This window comes from Halorubellus litoreus (assembly GCF_037081675.1).
Taxonomy (GTDB): domain Archaea; phylum Halobacteriota; class Halobacteria; order Halobacteriales; family Natrialbaceae; genus Halorubellus; species Halorubellus litoreus.
Window position 1 is genome coordinate 822,566 of sequence record NZ_JAZAQL010000002.1, and the last position, 16,351, is coordinate 838,916.

Consider the following 16,351-nt stretch of genomic DNA (forward strand, 5'->3'; position numbering starts at 1 on the left):
TTCCGGCAGTGACTGCGACGACCACGGGGGGTGAACGCTGATGGCCGAGTTCCCCGACTGGTACTGGGTACTCGTCCAGTTGTTCTCGCTCCTCAACATCGTCGTGCAAGCCACCGCCATCGTCCTCTCGCTCATCGCCGTCCGCGGGTTCCGGGGCGCACCCATCAATCGCGTCCTGAAACCGATTCCCGTCGTGATGGCGTGCATGCTCGTCGTGAACATGCCGTGGGCGGCGTTCTTCCTGTTCTCGATCCCGTACGCGACCGAGATATACGCCGTCGTGTTCTCCGTCGGCGTCATCGCGGGCGTCTACGCGGCGTTCCAGGCGACGATGCTCCTCACCGAACGGAGGGACCTCTGATGACGGTCGTCGACGCCATCCTCAACAATCCCTATCAAGTCCTCGGTGCCGTCCAGATAGCGGCGTTGCTCGCCGCCAGCCTCCTCCTCGCGTACCCGGTCTACGCGTACGCGCAGAACGTCGCGTACACGGAGGGGTTCGTCGGTATCGCCGTCGGGTTCTTCCTCCTGACGCTCTCGAACCTCCTCGGGCTCCTCATCGACAACGACGTCTTGGCGCCCGGCCTCGAGTCGTCGGCGGCGATCACCGCCCTGATGAACCTGGGGGCGTCCGTCGCGGCGACCATCGGCATCTACTACTTCGCGAGACAGTTCATCAGAACGGACTCGACCGAGTTCGAAGTGACCGAACCGGAGGGTTCGGGGGGGTTCGACGATGCCGACGACTAGCGACCCGTCGCGACGCGAGCCCGAGGACGCCCTCGACGTGCCCTCGGGCACGCAGGCGCTCGTCCTCTCCCCGTCGCTCGAATCCCCGCTGTCGCGCGTCCCCGTCGAGGCGTTCGACAACATGCTCGTGGTGTCGACGACCCGGTCGCCCCAGAAGGTCGAGCAGTTGATCCGTGAACGCGGCGGGGACCCGAACACGGTCGGGCTCGTTCCCGTCTCCGGGTCGCCAGTGGACTACGACGGGCCGCTGTGGACGACGAGCGTGGTTCACCCGAACGACCTGTCGGGCATCTACGAGCGCTTCGACCGAGGGATGAATCACGTGAAACCCGGCGAGGGCTGGGTGGTGTTCGACAACGTGAACGTCCTGCTGATGTACGCGGAGCGCCCGAGCGTCGGGAATTTCCTCGACAGCGTCGCCACGAACGTCCGCCGTCGGAACGCCTCGGGTGCGTACGCGCTCGTCAGGGACGCCGTCGCCGAGGGGACGCACGACCGCTTCGTCGACATCTTCGACGTGGAGCTCGACGAACGCGACCACGGCGAGCCCACCAGGTAGTCGAGCGCTGCGAACGACGTCCTCGAACGTGCTGGCGTCGCCGTCGACGAGTTACGAGACCTGCGCCCAGCGTCAATCACCACGCGGACCGTACGTGTCGCTAACGGGTTTCGTTCTCTAAGATATACACCACGAGAAGATAACATTAGTTGGCCATAATGGCAACCCACCCGAACAACTTACACCTAACAGGATAGTTCGTCTTGTATGGGTGAGTATAGCAGACGAAGCGCGCTGCGTGCTGTGGGTGCAGCGATCGGGGGGCTCTCGGTGGGAGTCACCGTCACCGCCGCCGAACGAACCGACCGGTTCGTCGTCCGGACGAAGGGCCGGACGACCGCGGGCGACGTGGAGGCAGCGGGTCTCTCCGTCGTTCACGACCTCACTGAGGTCGGATACGTCGTCGCCGAGGGGAGCGAACGGGACGCGAAGCGCGCACCGGGCGAGTACGCACCAGACGTCTCGTTCGCGTTGGATGGCGCGGTGGAATCCGCGAGCGTCGACGAGCACGCGGCGTCCGCGACCGACGAACCGTTCTACGGCCTCCAGTGGGACAAGCGAGCACAGGGCGTTCCGACGGCGCACGAGACGACGCGCGGCGAGGGTGCGCGCGTCGCCATCATCGACACGGGCGTCGCAGCGTCCCACCCGGACCTCGCGCACGCCGTGAACGAGGACCTCTCGCGGAACTTCACCGGCGACGGGCAGGGCGCGGCGAACGCCGCCGGCGGCTACCACGGGACGCACGTCGCGGGCATCGTCGCCGCGAACGACGAGAACGAGTTCGGGACCGTCGGCACCGCTCCCGGCGCGGAGCTCGTGGACTGTCGCGTGTTCGCCGACGACGGCGATGCGACGTTCGGCGGCATCATGGCGGCGATCGCGTACAGCGCGTCCGCCGGGTGCGACGTCGCGAACGTCAGCCTCGGCAGTTACCCGATTCCGCGGGCAGCGTACGGTCGGTTCCTCGCGCAGTTCCTGCATCGGACGACGTCGTACGCGACCCGGAACGGGACGCTCCTCGTCGCGTCGACGGGGAACGACGGCGCGAACCTGAAGTACGACGGGCCGGTCGTCTCGATACCCGCGGAAGCGCCGGACGCGCTCGCCGTGTCCGCGACCGGCCCCATCGGGTTCAACCACGGCGACCCGGGGGTGGAGGACGGGCCGGACACGCCCGCGCCGTATTCGAACCACGGCTCGAACGTCGTCGACCTGAGCGCGCCCGGCGGTAACTACGATACGGCGTTCCCCCAGGGGTGGTTCTACGACCTCGTCCTCAGCACCGCGTCCGTCCCGCAGTTCGACGCCGCTGGCGACTACGCTGGGGCTGCTCACACGCACTTCTGGATGTCTGGAACGTCGATGGCGGCACCGCAGGTCGCTGGCGTTGCCGCGCTCGTCTCGGCTGTCGACGGACGACTGAAGCCCAAGCAGGTCCAGCGCGTGCTCGAGCAGACCGCGGCCGACGCACCGGGGGGCAAGGAGTACCACGGGAAGGGGTTCGTCGACCCGGTCGCGGCACTCGAATCGCTCTCCTGACGGGCTGACTGCCAGGGTCGGCCGAGGCCCTCGCAACGGTCCACATCCCCTGTTCCGTACGCCAGTTCCGTCACGCTGGCAGTCCCCAGCCTCAGTTGGCAACCCAGCCATCGCGTCGAGGCGGTACGCAGCCATCGCGTCGAGGCGGTACGCAGCCATCGCGTCGAGGCGGTACGCAGCCATCGCGTCGAGGCGGTGTCCGGCTGAGGGGGTTCGGTCGCGGTGGACACGGTGGCGTGACCGAGTACCGACCACGCGCTGCCTCCTTGAACGTGGTTGTCGTTCCGGCGTGTCGGCGAAGCGCGAACGGTGCGAACCAATCGTTGCACAGCGGCGCGTCGACCGCTACCAGTTAATTAATCGGTCTTTGTTCTTGCGCGAATATTCAATACATTGCAATAATCAGGTCTAAACCAGAAAATATTATACGGGAGATTCGGTACTACGACCCATGGTAGACAGGTCCAGGCGAGACGTACTCAAGTTCAGTGGCGCACTCCTCGGCGGCATCGCGGTGGGCTCGACCGTCACGGCGGCCGAGTCCAGCGACCGCTTCCTGCTCGAAGCCAAGAAGCGTAGCGCGAGCGACGTGGAGGCCGACGGACTGGACGTCGTCGCCGACCTCTCCGAGGCCGGCTACTTCCTCGTCGAGGGCGCCGAGACGGACGTCGAGGCGACGAAGGGCAAGTACGCGCCCGACATCGAGCTCTCCTTCGACGGCGGCGTCAAGCGCGTGGACGCCGACGTCGACGCGGAATCCGCGACCGACGAACCCCGCTACCCGCTCCAGTGGGACAAGCAAGTCCAGGACATCCCGACGGCGCACGAGACGACGCGCGGCGAGGGCGCGCGCGTCGCCATCATCGACAGCGGCGTCGACGCCGCCCACCCGGACCTCGCGCACGCCGTCAACGAGGACCTCTCCGTGAACTTCACCGACGACGGGCAGGGCGCCGCGAACGCCGCAGGCGGCTACCACGGCTCGCACGTCGGTGGAATCGTCGCCGCGAACGACGAGAACGAAGCCGGCGTCGTCGGCACCGCACCCGGCGCCGAGCTCGTCGACTGTCGCGTGTTCTCGGCGGCCGGCGGCGGGTCGTTCGGTATCGTCCTCGCCGCGATCGCCTACAGCGCACAGATCGACGCGGACGTCGCGAACCTCTCGCTCGGCGCGTACCCCGTCCCGCGCCAGAGCCTCGGTACGTTCTACGGGAAGGCCCTGAACAGCGTGATGACGTACGCGAACAGCCAGGGCACGCTGCTGACCATCTCCACGGGGAACGACGCCGCGGACCTCCAGCACGACAAGAACTTCATCAGCATCCCCAACGAGGGCGCGCAAGCAGTCGGTGTGTCAGCGACCGGCCCAGTCGGGTTCGGCTGGGGTGACGACGGCCTCGAGGAAGCCCCCGACTCGCCCGCGAACTACACGAACTACGGGACGAACGCCGTCACGCTCTCGGCGCCCGGCGGCGACTACGACCCCGAAGCGGCCGAGGCCGACGAGACGACGTGGTACTACGACCTCGTCCTGAACACCATCTCGATACCGAGCTTCGACGACGACGGGAACTACCTCGGCGCCACCCCCACGTACTCGTGGATCGCCGGCACGTCGATGGCGGCACCGCAGGTCGCGGGCGCCGCGGCGCTCGTCAAGTCCGAAGCCCCGGACATGAACGCGAACCAGGTCGAGAGCCTCCTGAAGCGCACCGCGGCCGACGGCACCGGCGGCAAGGAGTACCACGGGAGTGGCTTCGTGAACCCGGTCGGCGCACTCGAAGAACTGTAACGCGACATCCGCCGTCTCACTCCTCCGTTCGACCCCGTGACAGGTACACGAGACGACGCTCGCTCACCAGCACAGTCCGGATTCCTCGCGTCGCTCGTCGCGCCGTGACCGCGGCCGATGAGAACGACGAGCGACGCGCTCGATGCGTGAACCGTCCGAAAAGCGGGATATCCCGCACGACGCCAGGCTCGGGCAAAGCCCCGCGTCGTCGTGCCGGCTTGTCAGAGGCACCCGGCATCTGCACGAAACGGCCGCGGGTGCTTAACCCTACGGGCTTCGTCCGACGTCGCCGTCCGGTACACGTACTTGAACGTGATGGCCATTTAAGTTATCTCGGGGTCGCGGTGAGTGCAACCGCCGGTCGAGGGATGGATTCTTGCGGGGGGAGCGCGCACGGTCGGTCGTGTTCCCGGTAATCGAGTACCTGGAGTGGATCGACGGACGACCCGAGGCGGTCACGCACGACCTCGCGTCCAGCGACCTGCGGCCGGCGACGCACGCCGACGGTCCGATACCCGACCGGCTCGCCGACCGCGCGGACCCACCAGGCCAGCCGCGGGTCGACGCGCTCGTCGCGGACCAGTACGACGTCGCACCCGAGAACGTCCTCGTCACCGCGGGCGCGTCGAACGCGAACGCGCTCGCGTTCGCCGTCGCCGCACAACGCCTCGCCCGCGACCCCGAAGCGACCGCCGTGGCGGACGGCGACCGCGAGGACGACGCGCGACGCTCGCGCGTCCTCGTCGAGAAACCCGGGTACGAGCCCCTGACCGCCACCCCGCAAGGGTTCGGCGCGCGCGTCGACCGGTTCATGCGGCCACAGGGCATCCTCGACCCGGCTCGCGTCGACGGTGCACTCACCGACGCCACCGAACTCGTCGCCGTCACCGACCGCCACAACCCCTCCGGTCGACGCGCCGACCGCGACGCGCTCGCAGCCACCGCCGACGTCGTCGCCGACGCGGACGCCCGCCTGCTCGTCGACGAGGTGTACGCGCCGTTCACCACCACACCGACCGACGCGCCCTTCGGCGCCCCGTCGATGGCCGGCACCGACCGCGTCGTCACGACCGGGTCGCTCACGAAGTTCCTCGGGCTCGGCGGCCTCCGCATCGGCTGGCTCGTCGCCGACCCGGCGTTCGTCGCCGCCGCCGAACGCGTCCGCCACCACCTCCCGAGCGTCGCCCGACCGTCCGTCGCCCTCGCACGCCGCGCGCTCCACCACCTCGACGACCTCGCCGCCGACAGCCGACGACGCATCCACCGCAACCACGACCTGCTCGCGGACTTCGCCGACGACCGCCACGACCTCGCCGGACACGTCCACGACGGCGCGACGTACGCCGTCCTCGAACACGACGACGTCGACGGCACCACCCTCGCCGAGCACGCCCTCGACGCCGGTGTCCTCGTCGTCCCCGGTCGCTTCTTCGACCGGCCAGAGGCCGTCCGCGTCAGTCTCGGACGCCCAACCCAACAGGTCACCGCCGCACTCGACGCGCTCGCCGACGCTCTCGACGACCTCACGTGACCATACCGACGGGACCAGCGACGCAGCGACGGGCGTCTCGTCACGCCCGACGACCAACTTATAAGACCCGCCATCCCGACGGACGACGTATGGACGGCACCCCACAGGAGATCACGTCGGTCGTCGGACGGGAGGTGTACTCGAACAACGGCGTCTACGTCGGCGAGATCGAGGACGTCAGGCTCGACATCGAACGCGAGACCGTCACCGGACTCGCCCTCTCGACGATCAACTCGGACATCTTCGGGAACTCGATGCAGGACTCGCGCGGCATCATCATCCCGTACCGCTGGGTTCGCGCGGTCGGCGACGTCGTCCTCGTGAACGACATCGTCGAACGGTACCGGGGCGCAAGCGACGAGGAAGAAGCCGCCGCCTGACCGACCCACGACGCACTTCTCGACGCACACGCGTCTCGATACGACGGTTCCAGCGCTCGCACGTCCCGCGGAGAAGCGTCTACGGGTCGACTACGAGCCGTTCCCTGACTCGCCGCTCTCGACGCCCATCGCCTCGAAGAGCTTTCGCTTCACGGCCTCCTCGGTGAGCTGGAGGAGCGTGTCGCGGTTGTCGTCGTTCGTCTCGATACCCGTGAAGATACCGAGCGGGATCTCCGCGCTCGCCTGCGTCGAATGCCCGGCGGCCTCGCCGATGTCGCCGTACGCGTCGGAGAGCATCTTCCCGATGTTCATCCGGATGTCCTTCGAGCGCGCGGCGAGATAGATGCGGTCCTCGCCGATCCCGAACACCGCGGTCGTCGTGATGCCTTCGAGGTTCAGGAGGTGCTGGGCGGCTTGCGCGAGCGCGTCCCGGTCGCGGACGAACCCCGCGTTCGACACGAGGTGACTCCCCTGGACTTCGCGACTCTGGATGGCTTCCGCGAGCACGTCCAGCGTCTCCGGACTCATGCTCGGCGACTCCACCTGCTCGAGGAGGTCGTGGTTCGCGAACGGATAGAGGTACGCTGCCGCGGTGAGGTCCGCGGGCGTCGTATCGCGCTTGAAGTCCAGCGTCTCCTCTCGGATACCGTACAGGAGGGCGGTGGCGACCGCCTCGTCGACGTTCATGTCGAACTCCTGGATGTACTTCGTGAGGATGGTCGACGTGGAGCTCATCGCGGGGCGGATGTCGACGAACGCCGCGTCGTACTCCGCCTCGGGCTCGTAGTGGTCGATCAGAATGTCGACGTCCAGGTCGACGGTCTCCCCGGACTTCGCGTGGTCGACGAGCGCGATGGTGTCGTACTCGTCGTGGTCCTCCACGTCCGTCCAGTTCAGGAGCTCGATGCCGAGGAGGTTCACGAACGCGCGGTTCTCCTGGTGGCCGATATCGCCGAGATAACAGATGTCGGCGTCGACGCCGAGCGTCTCCGCGATCGCCTGGAGTGCGGCGGCGCTCGCGATGGCGTCCGGGTCCGGACTGTCGTGGGTGAGGATGGCGACGCGGTCCTTCGTCGCGGACAGCACCTCGCCGAGCTTCGACGCCTTGAACTCGAGCTCGCCGGATTCGAGGCTCCGCATCGCGGCGTCCGCGATGACCGCAGAGGGATTTATGACGACGTCCGCGCCGAGTTCGGTCAGTTCGTCGCCGCTCACGGGGTCGCTCGCGCGCACGACGACGAACTGCTCTTGGTCGCGTTCGCGGATGTGTTCGACCGCGCGCTTGTTCGCCTCGACGTCCGAGGACATGATGAGGACGACGTCCTGGTCACTCACCTCCTCGGCGACGTGCTCGTCGCTGATGTCCGCCACCTGCGCGTTCAGGTCCTGGTCGCGTAACGCCTCGACGCGCCCCTCGTCCTTGTCGACGATGAGGACGTCCTTCCCCTGCTCGACGAGCTCCTCGGCGACCGCGTGCCCGACGCTCCCGCACCCGAGGATCGCGTACTTCGACATCGAGGAGATCGTGACCCCGGTACTCATGTATGCCCCAACTAACTCCCACGTCACTTAACCCTCCCGAACACTCTCGCATCACTCGAGGACGCCGAGACCACCCGGCGGCGAGCGTGCAACCACACCACGCACCCTCACCGAATGAAAACCCTTTTTAACACGACCCCGCAACCAACGAGTGCACTCAGGGCCGGTAGCTCAGTTAGGCAGAGCGTCTGACTCTTAATCAGACGGTCAGGGGTTCAATTCCCTTCCGGCCCGCTTCTCTCGCGGTCATTTCTGATTGTCCAGACAGCGTCGGGTTCCTTTTAAACTCATTGCTCCTGAGCGATGTGAGTGCGACCCGTCGTGGGTTGCGGGTGTCCGCCGTCCTGCGACAAGTTGAGTGTGCAGTTTCCAGCAATAAAAAGGCCGGCTGCAGATATTGACCAGTTTCTCCGTATTGTCCCCGCGCGCGCCGGACGCGCTCAGCCCCCGTTAGCTACGTCGGTAATGTGATAGATGTCGGTCGGGGAGCACGCGATGTGCAGGGGCGTCCCATCTCCCGTTGTCGAGGATGGGTACGACCTCGCGTGCGCAAGAGCGACGGCCTCCCGCGCCTCGTCACTGTATCCCGCCAGCGCGTTCGCAAGCACCCTCTCATCGGCCTCGATGGCGATGTGATCTACCGCGCACCTCTCGACGGTGTACTGCGCAACCAACTCGTCGAACTGTCTCTCCATCCTCGACTGGAGGTCGTCGAGTGCGCGGTAGAGGATGAGTTCGTCGACGGCCGCGACGCGTGCGGCGCCGTCGAGAATCGATCGCGGTAAGATTTCCGTGATAGCGGGAGGGGCCAATTCATCCGACGCGTCTTCTTCAGGACGGCTCCTCGAAGCTCGAGGACGACGAACGCGTTTCGGAACCTCGTCGCGCGCGAACGCGATGACGTCGTCCGGCCAGTCGACCGCGCCACGCAGAATATCGGGAACGCATCCCCGATAGATTGCCATCCGATTCGTATCTTCGATGACGGCGACCCGCGACTCGGGACGAATGTGACCGTTCCGTATCTCTCTCACCTCGCGGACGCGGAACCGAGTGAGTTCCCGAAGGTACTCGTCGCGCTCTTGGTAGAATTCTTCCTCGCTTCGCGATGGACTCAGCGGTCGGTAGACTGGTTCGGTACGCACGGGTTCCGCAAGTTTGCTGACCTGTTCCGGTTTCTCCTGGGCCCAACAATCGAGAATCGTCTCGTGGGCTGCTACGAGCGTCTCAGCTGCCAAATCTGCCATCGACACCGTGTCGAGAACGTCGAAGGTATAGCTCCACTGCCTCAGGGGGTGAACTGGAGTCGGTGGGGGCAGTGGCGTTACTCAGCTGGCCCGTCTCGTAACGCATTCGAACACCGAACTGCAGTCACGTTTTTTAATCCCCGAGTCTGAAAAGACAGTCATCATATGAATAACTCATCGGAGGAGTCCTATTCCCTCGAGGACGTCAAAGACGATCTCGACGTGCTCCGAGCAGTCGAAGACCGAGTTGTTGATGCGATTGAAGCGGCGGAGACTCCAGAGGTTTTGGAATACCTCATCCGGGAGCAGCAGTTCGATCTCCAGCACGAAGGCGATCAGGGGGTTGGGAAGATTCGTCGGGCAGTCCTCCAATCGTCGAAGGCCTCGCAGGATTTGAAGCGCACCGTCATCACGCGTGGTGACGATACTCCTGCACGCATTCTGGTTCCCGACGAGGTGGAGAGAAACGCGAAAACCGCGCTCCGAACTGGCAAGCCCGTCGTTCTGTACGGCCCTACGGGAACAGGAAAGACGACATTCGCGAAGCAACTTGCGCTCGGTCAGAGCGTCGGGTACTCGCTCCATACAGCCACGCCTTCGTGGACGGCGAAGGACATCATCGGCGGCATCGGGCCGAACCTCTCGGGATCGTCTGGCTACCAGTCTCTCAACTACCAGACGGAACTCGGGGCTGTCTCGGAAGCCGTCAAGCGGGCGCGCGACTTCGACATCCCCTATTCGGTCATCCTCGACGAGATAACGCGTGCGGACATCTCCCAGATATTCGGGCCGCTGTACACCGCCATCGAGAATCGCAATCAGACGCTGATCGAAACCGACGACGGTGAGACCATCGAACTCGACGAGGACGTCAGCATCATCTGTACGATGAATATGTCCGACCGGACGGTCAACGAGTTGGACAACGCGATTACGCGGCGGTTCGCGATGGTCGAACTCGACGAATACGAGGACGATGACCGCCGAGAGCTGTTCGACGGCTGGCTCACCGACAACCTCGGCGATATCCCCCTGCTCGACAACGACGACCTGCTTGACCTCTTCGAAGCGGATTACGACGGAATCAACAACGGTTCCGAGCGGGCCTCGCGTGGCCCGATAATGCGCTTTGGGCCGATGCACTACCGCGACGTCACAATCTTCCTTCGAGAGGCCCTACAAGACGAATCGCTCTATATGGACGAGCCGGAGGCAGCAGTCGGACAGGCGTTCCGCACCTTCATCGTCCCTCGGCTGCTGAACTCTGCAGCGTTCCCTCAGATCGAGCAAATCGAGGAGCACTACCGCGCGCTCAACAAGTCCTTCGAGATGTTCGATCTCACCCCGGCGGCTGAACTCGCCAGCCGCGAGCTTGAGGCGGAACAACGCCGGATGGGTTCCTACGAGCAATGAGCGTCTCCGACCCTGACGCATCGTACACCTACCAGCCCGGGACGTTCAGCGTCCAAGAGCACGGTGAAATACGGATAGACGGATGCCCGGCCTCCATCGGCGACCAGCTCAAACGCGCCTCGTTCGACCAGGAGTCTGCGAACGTCTTCGTGAAGACCCAGGAGTCGATTGATGACCGCGAAAAGGAGCACTCTGTCGTACGCGTGCGGATCGAGGGCTCGGTGATGCACGTGAGTGTGCGTGATAACGTTGGCATCGTCAGCCTCACGCCCCGTTCGAAGCTTCGCATCGAGCCGAAGATAGAGTGGGACTACATCTTCGATATGTTGCTGGCCGTTCACGGCCGCAAGCGTTCGGTCGATTACCATGGAGTCCCTCTCGATGAGTTCCAGTCCGAGAACGTCGATCTGGAAGACGTCTTTCTGATCCTGGCGATCAACTATCTCAACGGAATCGAGAACATCCACCGTAACGGCTTCATCCGCCGACTGGAGACGCGTCGGGCCGACCTCGACAAACCGAGGGGGGTCATCGACATCGAGCAATCCCTTGTGAATCAAGCCGAGGGGAGTGCCAAGCAACACTGTCTTCTCAAAGAGGTGAACTACGACAACCCTGCTAACTCGTTGCTCCATTACGCGGGGACACACCTGTTACGGCTCTTCCGCCAGTACGAGGACAAGTACGACCACCAGGCGTACTACCACATCTTCTCGCAGGTGCATCAAGAGGTGCGACATCTGGAACAGCTGGACGTGTCGAGTAACCGCCGACGGATTCCGGAGTATCGCCGGTTCTCGCTGAACGACCTCCCGAAGCAACGGCACTACTATCGGCAGGCCATCGAGGTCGCGAAGGCCGTGGTGGCATCCTCGCTCGGGTCACCTGCGATGGAGGGCGACCGCGAACTCGTCGTAGACTACGTGCTGAACATGGAGTCGCTGTTCGAACAGTACTCCCAGGTGGCAATCGAAGACGAGCTAGAGGCGCTCAAGACGCTCGATCACCTCGATTACACGGGGGACGTCTCAGCAGTCCGGTCGCCGACGTTACAGCCGTTCGAGAAGGAATCACAGGTCTATCACCAGCCAGACCACGCGATCGAGGAAGGAGATCGAACGCTCGCCGTGCTGGATTCGAAGTACTACGCGGAGGGGAAGGATCCGGTCAAGAGTGGGGGGTCACGGTCGCGGCTGTTCAGTTACGCGTATCTCCTTGAGACCGACCAGATGGGATTCCTGACTCCGCTGGGTGAGCCCAGGTCGCGACTGGTCGCACAAACCGGTGCAGAGCTGGAGGTAGTGTCACCCACAGGCGACGGCTTCACTCTGGAAGGCTATCATGCGTGCATCCGCGATTATCTTCATAACGCGCTCATCGACGACTATCCGGCGCTTGAGGTCTTCAGGGCCATCGACAACCACGCACTCTGTCTCGATCAGCACGATGTGTCCGACTTAGACCGATTGACCGACACGGTCGGCCCGTTCGACTTCAGCAACGTCCAGGAGTTCTCGCTACGCGTCGTCAACGCCGCGGCAGACACACTGTCGAACCGGCACCAGTCGCGGTTCGACCTCGAACAACAGGGCAAATGGACGCGTCGGCAGATCGAAACCCAGTGTGCGAAGCGTCCTGCAGAGACCACCTCGTGCGTCCCAGTGTTCAGGCGCGAAGGCCGACTGGAACGCATCGACCTGTACTTCGTGACGCATGATGAGAACGGGACTCCGACAGAGGTCACGCTCGAAGACGATTTCCGACTACTATGACCGGGACGCGTGTCATTCGTCAGTTTCCGGTGGGGAACGGTAACGGCTTCAGAACGGCGCTGTGAGCCAGCCTGCGTTCCGGCGCTGGATCTGTGGGCCGAAGACCCGACTGAGCCGGTAGAGGTCGGTCTCCGTCTGGAGTTCGAAGTCTCGCTCTCGGCGTTGGAACGACCCCTCGACAGCGAACTGAATTGTCGGTAGCGAACTCCGGTTTTCGAGCGAATTCGCATTGCCGTCCATCAGCCTCGACAGGTTCTGTACAGCATCCCCATCCTCGAACAGTTCGTCAAGGCCGACGACGCATACCTCGTCGGGGACGTCGTTCTCCCGGAGCATCTCCTCGAACTCCTCGATCGGGACGCGATGGTCGAAGACGTCGTACTCGTCCTTGACGACGATGTTGTACTCGCCGGGGAGTTTCCCATGGTCAGGCATTGTTATTCGAAGTTGATCTCCACGGAGATGTTCGAAACCTCGTCGGGCAGTCGTTCGAAGAGGTCGCGTACCTTGGTGAAGTCCTCGCCGGATTCGAGGGTCAGTTTGGTCATTGTCTCCTTGATGTTCGCGGAGCCCTGGAGCGGGCCGGGTATCCCCATCCTGTTGGTCAGCGTGAACCGGACTTCCCCGTACGTCACCTCGCCCGAATCCTCCTCTTCGCGCCACTTTCGGCGAAGGTCTGCGGCGTCATCGCCGTTGTACTGGAAGCGCCATCCGCCGCTCGGCACTCGGAACTGATATCCGGGTGACCAACGCGTCGGGTCGCCCGACCCATCCGTCGCAATCACGTACTCGGGCTCGGACTCGCGTCCGAGATGTCTGAGGAGGTAGGTTTGGACGGCATCCTCCGAGACCGACGAATCGAAGCGTTCTGCCACGCTTCCAACCGTGAATTCGTCGCCGCCATCGAGACCCTCGATGTACTCCAGAATCTGGTCACCAACGTCATCCGATACGACCGGAACGAGCGTCAGATCGGTCGGGTCTCGGTCGCCGAGGTCGTCGGCGTACTCGTGGTCGATATCGACGAGGTAGTCGTCAACGAGGAAATCGTTCACCGCTTCCCGGAACGCTCGGTCGGTCTGGTCGCCGGGGAGGTAGACGGTTTCGTCCCGTCGAATCTCCTCGAGAATCCGGTGAGTGTTCGCGCGGCCGCTGCCCTCCAAGGCTGTTCGGATCCGGTCGCGAACCTCCGGGGCGCCGATGCGCTCGGCTTCGGAGATATCGCGGATGGTCGCATCCGACTGCGCCTTCGTCACGATGGCCGTCCCGCTGTAGAGGACGTACTGGTCGTCCTGACCGAGGCGACCGGCCGCGGTCATCACCGTATCGTGACTGTCGCCTTCCAACCAGACCTCGGTGTCCTCGAGCAGCTCCAGCTCGAAGTTCCCGATGTCGACCGCCTTCGTCCCGCTACCGAACCGCTGGCGTAGCTCCTGCTCCACGTCCTCGGTCGTCCATCGCTCGACGTCGCGTTCATGCAGAATCGTCGTGTCCAGAGAACTGCCCGCGAGGGACTCCGAGAAGCCGTTCGACCCGTGAGTGATGACGGGCTTGTCCTCAAGCGCCTCCACCGCAGCGTCGAGGACATCTCCGGGACTCCCGGGGATGGGATAGGTCGGCTGGCGAAGGAACTGCTCGTAGACGTCCTCAATACTGGCCTCACCCCGCCGGTCGAGGAGGTCTTCGACGATGCCCCACACGTGCTTTTCGAGGTCGAGTCCCTCCGCGGCCACGCTGTCCGCGATGTCTTTCGCGTTCAGTGATTCACCGTCGACGAACACGTCGAGATCCATCTGGGCGGCGAAATCGAACTCGTTGAGGAGGTCGTCACCGTCGACAATCTCGCCGTAGGTGAGTTCGACGCGGTCGCGGAGTTCCCGGCGCTCGTCCTCGCGTTGCCGTTCGACCGAGGAGCGAATCTCGGGGTCGAGGGACTCGTCCTTGAGTACGCGTTCGGCACCTTCGATGTACCGCGCCTTCTCGATGAACCCCGTCCCGGATTCGATGGTCTTGTCTCCGGTGGGCTGGACGAACACGAGCGTGTTCCGCCACTCACGGCCGGAGGTTCCGTCGGCGTTCTTGATCACCGTCTCGATCTCGTCCTGCGACCAGTCGCTTGCCTTGATGACGACCTTCGTCTCGCGACTGTCCGGTACCTGCTTCAAGTCACCGTCAGTGAACCCAACGGGGTACGCGTCCGGGCCGAATACCTCGCCGACGGTCTCACCGATCTGTCCGAGTGCGATCTTCTCGTCGACGTTCTCGGCCTTGTTCTGGATGAGAGCGTTCGGGTTCTGTCGGTCGCGGATGGCGTACTTGCCGTTGAGCTTGTGCAGGTACCACGCGACACCGTAGAGCTGCTCGCGATTGAGGATGATGTCCGAGATGAGGTCACCCGTCTGGTACGTTCCCATCACGATCTCCGAATCGCTGGCCCCCTCGCTCTCGTCGGGCTTGAGGCTGTAGAGGAGAATCGTGTTGAGAATGCGGCGGCCGTAGGGGAGCTTCTCGGGGTCGACGCGGTTGCGGATGTCGTCGATACATACGCTCGGCCGATCGATGTTGATCCGCGTCAGCTCGTCGTCGAACAGGACGGCGTCGATGTCACCGTGCGTGACGAGGTCGGTCTCCTCGATGAGTCGCGAAGCGTCCTCGTCGTCTGGGTCGGCCTCTGGGTCAGCGGCGGTAGTCAGAATCTTCGAGAAGAGGTAGATCATCCCGCGCGTGTTCTGGTTCCCCTCGTCGGCGTAATAGCGGGTTTCGAGGGCGTTGAGCAACACGGGATGGAACGGGTACGCGTCTCGCATCTTCCCCGCGAGGTCTGTGGGGATGTCCGAGTCAGGGAGATGGTCGTTGTCCGCGTACGCGTCCACATACCCTGAGACGATCTCGTCGACCGCGCTCTCGTCGATGTCGTCGATGAGACGGTGACGGATGACCTCCTGTTTGCTCACCTTGCTGCTCATGTTGACCTCGGACGCGTTCTCGCGGTCGAGGATCCGATGAACGTCCGAGCCCTTCCGCAGGACGGACACGATTGCGAAGACGTCGCTGTCATCGAGGTCAGCGGTCTCGAGGAGCGCCTGCAGGAACCCACGGTTGCGCTTCTTCCGGTCGCCGCTGAGCGGCTCGAACCAGTCCTCGAGCTCGTCCATCAGGAACGCGATGGTACGCCCATCGACCGCCTCCTGAATCGTCTCCATGTCCGGATACGGATCCAGGTCACCTTCCGTTGGCTCGTAACCGAGAACGTCGAAGAACGGCTCCCAGAGATAGTCCGGTTGGCGCTGCTGGAGCGAGACGGTGACCGCCTCCGAGTTCTCCTCCTCGGGTAACGCATCGGCGAAGCCGTCAACGTGCCTATCGCCGAACTCGCCGGCAGCACCAGGGTCGGCAAAGCAATGGTACATCGCCACCATCTGGTGAGACTTCCCACTACCGTATGGGCCATAGAGGATGTGCGTGCCGTAATTCTCGTCCCCGCGAAGAGTGTCCCGGAGGTCGACGAATCCCTCCCGTAGCCCCTGCGTCATCAGCGTCCGATCAAAGAACGTGGAAGCATCGGCCTCAAACTCGTCCTCATCTTCAACGTTGTAGAGCTTGACTTGGCCGTCAATTTCGCCTTCCTCTCGAAGCTCGCGGCTTATCGTAACCGTATCCGCAATCGTTCGTGAGAGAGATTCCGTACTGGCCATCTGATACTATAGGAACCGTATGTAAATCGCATAAGTACTGTGGTCACCAATCGTCGAACGTACGGTTGTTTCGCGAGACGGCGGTAGGAATCTTACTGGATTTTGTCTCTCTCCTCGGTCAGGAACGA

13 protein-coding genes and 1 tRNA gene are annotated in these 16,351 nt (G+C 63.9%); 10 read left to right on the top strand and 4 right to left on the bottom strand.

The window, feature by feature from the left end:
* Window positions 1-40 precede the first annotated feature (40 nt).
* The 7 genes from VYJ16_RS11365 (at window position 41) to VYJ16_RS11395 (ending at window position 6,554) form a co-directional block, all read left to right on the top strand.
* On the top strand, window positions 41-361 hold the full coding sequence (locus VYJ16_RS11365) for a hypothetical protein (protein ID WP_336350420.1): 321 nt from the start codon (window positions 41-43) through the stop codon (window positions 359-361).
* A complete protein-coding gene (locus VYJ16_RS11370; protein ID WP_336350421.1) occupies window positions 361-750 on the top strand; it encodes a hypothetical protein in 390 nt (129 codons plus the stop codon). Before VYJ16_RS11365 ends, VYJ16_RS11370 begins: the two co-directional genes overlap by 1 nt.
* On the top strand, window positions 737-1,309 hold the full coding sequence (locus VYJ16_RS11375) for a DUF7504 family protein (protein ID WP_336350422.1): 573 nt from the start codon (window positions 737-739) through the stop codon (window positions 1,307-1,309). Before VYJ16_RS11370 ends, VYJ16_RS11375 begins: the two co-directional genes overlap by 14 nt.
* Window positions 1,310-1,516: 207 nt before the next feature.
* Window positions 1,517-2,851, top strand: coding sequence for a S8 family peptidase (locus tag VYJ16_RS11380; RefSeq protein ID WP_336350423.1), 1,335 nt, complete (start codon window positions 1,517-1,519; stop codon window positions 2,849-2,851).
* Window positions 2,852-3,302: 451 nt separating this feature from the next.
* On the top strand, window positions 3,303-4,643 hold the full coding sequence (locus tag VYJ16_RS11385) for a S8 family peptidase (RefSeq protein WP_336350424.1): 1,341 nt from the start codon (window positions 3,303-3,305) through the stop codon (window positions 4,641-4,643).
* 403 nt (window positions 4,644-5,046) lie between these two features.
* Complete coding sequence (locus VYJ16_RS11390; RefSeq protein WP_336350425.1) at window positions 5,047-6,174, top strand: pyridoxal phosphate-dependent aminotransferase; 1,128 nt, start codon at window positions 5,047-5,049, stop codon at window positions 6,172-6,174.
* 89 nt (window positions 6,175-6,263) lie between these two features.
* The gene (locus VYJ16_RS11395; RefSeq protein ID WP_336350426.1) at window positions 6,264-6,554 is read left to right on the top strand and encodes a PRC-barrel domain-containing protein; all 291 of its coding nucleotides are present in this window, start codon (window positions 6,264-6,266) and stop codon (window positions 6,552-6,554) included.
* A gap of 90 nt (window positions 6,555-6,644) precedes the next feature.
* On the opposite strand, the gene VYJ16_RS11400 is transcribed toward VYJ16_RS11395, so the two are convergent.
* Window positions 6,645-8,096, bottom strand: a complete 1,452-nt coding sequence (locus VYJ16_RS11400) for a DHH family phosphoesterase (protein WP_336350427.1) — start codon at window positions 8,094-8,096, stop codon at window positions 6,645-6,647.
* 160 nt (window positions 8,097-8,256) lie between these two features.
* On the opposite strand from VYJ16_RS11400, the gene VYJ16_RS11405 reads away from it, so the two are divergent.
* Window positions 8,257-8,330 (top strand) — tRNA-Lys (locus VYJ16_RS11405).
* A 206-nt stretch (window positions 8,331-8,536) separates the two neighbouring features.
* Here the strand turns inward: VYJ16_RS11405 and VYJ16_RS11410 are convergent.
* Entirely contained in the window at window positions 8,537-9,343 is an 807-nt protein-coding gene (locus tag VYJ16_RS11410) for a hypothetical protein (protein ID WP_336350428.1), read from the bottom strand.
* A gap of 165 nt (window positions 9,344-9,508) precedes the next feature.
* On the opposite strand from VYJ16_RS11410, the gene VYJ16_RS11415 reads away from it, so the two are divergent.
* Window positions 9,509-10,756, top strand: a complete 1,248-nt coding sequence (locus VYJ16_RS11415; protein ID WP_336350429.1) for an AAA family ATPase — start codon at window positions 9,509-9,511, stop codon at window positions 10,754-10,756.
* Window positions 10,753-12,528 (top strand): McrC family protein, encoded by a 1,776-nt coding sequence (locus VYJ16_RS11420; RefSeq protein ID WP_336350430.1) that lies wholly within the window; start codon window positions 10,753-10,755, stop codon window positions 12,526-12,528. The genes VYJ16_RS11415 and VYJ16_RS11420 overlap by 4 nt, the downstream gene beginning before the upstream one ends.
* 48 nt (window positions 12,529-12,576) lie before the next feature.
* On the opposite strand, the gene VYJ16_RS11425 is transcribed toward VYJ16_RS11420, so the two are convergent.
* Together VYJ16_RS11425 and VYJ16_RS11430 are read right to left on the bottom strand one after the other, a co-directional pair.
* The gene (locus VYJ16_RS11425; protein ID WP_336350431.1) at window positions 12,577-12,963 is read right to left on the bottom strand and encodes a DUF8076 family protein; all 387 of its coding nucleotides are present in this window, start codon (window positions 12,961-12,963) and stop codon (window positions 12,577-12,579) included.
* Window positions 12,964-12,965: 2 nt separating this feature from the next.
* Window positions 12,966-16,223 (bottom strand): DUF499 domain-containing protein, encoded by a 3,258-nt coding sequence (locus tag VYJ16_RS11430; protein ID WP_379762280.1) that lies wholly within the window; start codon window positions 16,221-16,223, stop codon window positions 12,966-12,968.
* Between the last annotated feature and the right edge of the window lie 128 nt (window positions 16,224-16,351).

What these genes read in the sequence shown, in the direction of transcription:
- VYJ16_RS11395 (WP_336350426.1), top strand. Translation starts at nt 6,264, where the DNA reads ATGGACGGCACCCCACAGGAGATCACGTCGGTCGTCGGACGGGAGGTG.
- VYJ16_RS11415 (WP_336350429.1), top strand. Translation starts at nt 9,509, where the DNA reads ATGAATAACTCATCGGAGGAGTCCTATTCCCTCGAGGACGTCAAAGAC.
- VYJ16_RS11365 (WP_336350420.1), top strand. Translation starts at nt 41, where the DNA reads ATGGCCGAGTTCCCCGACTGGTACTGGGTACTCGTCCAGTTGTTCTCG.
- VYJ16_RS11385 (WP_336350424.1), top strand. Translation starts at nt 3,303, where the DNA reads ATGGTAGACAGGTCCAGGCGAGACGTACTCAAGTTCAGTGGCGCACTC.
- VYJ16_RS11375 (WP_336350422.1), top strand. Translation starts at nt 737, where the DNA reads ATGCCGACGACTAGCGACCCGTCGCGACGCGAGCCCGAGGACGCCCTC.
- VYJ16_RS11425 (WP_336350431.1), bottom strand. Translation starts at nt 12,963, where the DNA reads ATGCCTGACCATGGGAAACTCCCCGGCGAGTACAACATCGTCGTCAAG.
- VYJ16_RS11400 (WP_336350427.1), bottom strand. Translation starts at nt 8,096, where the DNA reads ATGAGTACCGGGGTCACGATCTCCTCGATGTCGAAGTACGCGATCCTC.
- VYJ16_RS11370 (WP_336350421.1), top strand. Translation starts at nt 361, where the DNA reads ATGACGGTCGTCGACGCCATCCTCAACAATCCCTATCAAGTCCTCGGT.
- VYJ16_RS11410 (WP_336350428.1), bottom strand. Translation starts at nt 9,343, where the DNA reads ATGGCAGATTTGGCAGCTGAGACGCTCGTAGCAGCCCACGAGACGATT.
- VYJ16_RS11430 (WP_379762280.1), bottom strand. Translation starts at nt 16,223, where the DNA reads ATGGCCAGTACGGAATCTCTCTCACGAACGATTGCGGATACGGTTACG.
- VYJ16_RS11420 (WP_336350430.1), top strand. Translation starts at nt 10,753, where the DNA reads ATGAGCGTCTCCGACCCTGACGCATCGTACACCTACCAGCCCGGGACG.
- VYJ16_RS11380 (WP_336350423.1), top strand. Translation starts at nt 1,517, where the DNA reads ATGGGTGAGTATAGCAGACGAAGCGCGCTGCGTGCTGTGGGTGCAGCG.